Genomic DNA, 2,709 nt, shown 5'->3' with positions numbered 1-2,709 from the left:
AATATTATTTCATTTCTTTACCTATTTCTCTGTTTAATTTTCAAAGACCAATTTGCTTTGTCATCATGTGACGACTTCTACTATAATACTAGGTTTTTCTTGTTTTGTCAATTACTTCTTTTAATAAATTTTAATTAAAATCTAATAAATTGTAATTAACAGTTAGCTTAATGTGCCACTTCTATGTGACGACAAAGAGTATTTTATCATATATATAACAAGTCACTTTTTTCATAAATAGATTCTAATAAGATTAACTCTATATTTCTACATATATGGCTAAATACTTCAATATTACTCATTGGGATACGCATGGTAAAATGATTTTAATATTTCCAATATTGCTAATATTGCTAATATTTTTAAAAAATATCACCATTCAAGTATATACTTAAATGATGATAACCACTAAAATGATTCTATAAGAACTTCCATAACTCCGCCGCATACCATACCCTCATCTTCAGCTACTTCACCTGTCATATCAACATGTTCAATTATAAAACCTTTACTTACCATGATCTCTCTTGCCTTAACTATTACCGCGGCTTCGCTACAACCACCACCTATGCTTCCAATTGTTCTACCATCATAGTAAGCTATCATTTTAGCCCCTGCTTTTCTAGGAACAGATCCTTTAGACGAAAGTATTGTTATAAGCGCTTTTGAAATTTCTGCTTCCACAAATATTTTTTCTGCTACATCTATATCAAACTCAGGTATAACAAATTTTTCACCAGAATTATTAATAGTACCTTTATTTTTAAAACTTATTAACTCTGCTATTATTGAAAATGCTATTTCATCTGGTGTTATAGCATATATATCAATGCCTATAGGGGAATTAACTAGGTTAAGCTTGTCACTTGAAAATCCTTCGCTAAGTAATTCTTCCATCATACCCTTTACTCTACGTTTGGATCCTATCATACCAACATAACTAAGATCATATTTTAAAACTTCACGTAAAACTAATCCATCATACCTGTGGCCCCTAGTTATAATAGCAACATAATCAGATTTTCTTAAATTTAATAAACTAAAGGATTTTTCAAAACTTTCACAAATAACTTTATCCGCTTTTGGAAAACGTTTTTTGTTGGCAAAGAATGGTCTATCATCTATAACAGTAACAGAGAAATTTGCTTTTGATGCAAATTCAGATAAAGGCATGGCTATGTGACCACCACCAAATACAATCAAACGAGGCTTCGGAATAAATGGTTCTATTATAAGAGATTTTTTTTCTTCTATATTAAAAACTCGAATCTTTCCAGTATTCATTGAAAGTTGTATTTCATTGTAAATATCATCACTGAGTATAATCAATTTGTTTTGTATTTCATCACAAGTTAGAATAATCTTTTTTGTTATAGTTCCGTCTCTATCGCTGTATAAGTTAAGATATGTTAACATTACACACTTAAAACCATCGTTAACCTTTTTTACTAATTCTTCATATATATTTTCCAACATATTGTTCACCTTCCACTGTAAGAATTTTAAAATTGATATCACCACAATATTATTGAAATATAAGATATATATTAACCCCTAAAATGCTTTTCCAAAACCGCAATTTGGATAAGTACATGTTTCACAATTTCTACATAGACCTCCATGAGCTAGCTTCTTAATATCACTTCTGGTAGGCTTATCTCCTGCCATAATTCTTGGTATAATCAAATCAAAAATACTTATCTTATGATACATTACGCATCCTGGCAAACCAACAACAGGAATATCACCAATATATGCAAGCAAAAACATCGCGCCCGGAAGAACAGATGCACCATAAGTTACAACTTTTCCTCCTGCTTTGCGAATGCCAGAAGGTGTTCTGTCATCTGGGTCTACAGACATACCACCTGTAACTGCTACCATGTCTACTTTCTCAGATAGTAACTGCTTAATAGAATCTGCAATCATATCATCATTATCATCAGATATTATTTGATGAACAACTGTGCTTCCCAATAAACCAAACTTTTTATCTAAAATAGGACCAAAAGCGTCTTTTATTCTTCCATGATAAATCTCGCTTCCTGTAGTTACAAGCCCTACTTTAAGTGGCTTTAATGGTGTTACTCTTATAATTGCATTATCCAAACATACAGTTTCCGCTGTGCTTACAATTTCTTCAGGTACAAACAGTGGTATAACCCTTGTACCCGCCACTACCTGTCCTTTTTTTACTACTTGATTTTTGTGAAGTGTTGCTAGCACGACCTCCTCTTGATCAATAATTTCCATAAGCTTGTCCACATCAATTTGAAGTAGACCATCATACAATGCTACTAGCTCAATTTTGCCCTCACCTTTAACTTTAAGTTCAATGCCTATACCTGCAGCTGCTTTAGCAATTCTAATTGCTGCTTCATCCTCATGCACCCCTCCATCCTCTAAGTTAATAACAAATAGATTTTCTTTTCCCATCTCAAGAAGTACTGGGATATCTTGCTCCTTAACCACATACCCCTTTTTAAATCGACTTCCCTTATATTTCCCGGGAATAATTTGCGTCATATCATGTACTAAAACCATACCTACAGAATCATAAACAGAAACTGTTTTCATATTTTGTCCTCCTATATTTTCTAGATAGTGTTAACACTATCTTTGTTTTATTTATTTAAAACCCTGCTATTGCAAGGATTGTAGCTGTTTTTAGCACAAAAAACAATGACCCCCTCTATTTGGTATAATTGT

The 2,709-nt window shown here is 32.2% G+C and carries 2 protein-coding genes; both read right to left on the bottom strand.

Annotated features, from left to right (window positions below):
• Positions 1 to 408 precede the first annotated feature (408 nt).
• On the bottom strand, positions 409 to 1,476 hold the full coding sequence (locus KPL37_RS19255) for an XdhC family protein (RefSeq protein ID WP_216151688.1): 1,068 nt from the start codon (positions 1,474 to 1,476) through the stop codon (positions 409 to 411).
• A 78-nt stretch (positions 1,477 to 1,554) separates the two neighbouring features.
• Entirely contained in the window at positions 1,555 to 2,577 is a 1,023-nt protein-coding gene (locus KPL37_RS19250) for a molybdopterin-binding protein (RefSeq protein ID WP_216151687.1), read from the bottom strand.
• Between the last annotated feature and the right edge of the window lie 132 nt (positions 2,578 to 2,709).

Source organism: Clostridium frigoris, assembly GCF_018861865.1.
GTDB lineage: Bacteria > Bacillota > Clostridia > Clostridiales > Clostridiaceae > Clostridium_AD > Clostridium_AD frigoris.
This window is presented reverse-complemented; position numbering and strand designations above follow the sequence as displayed.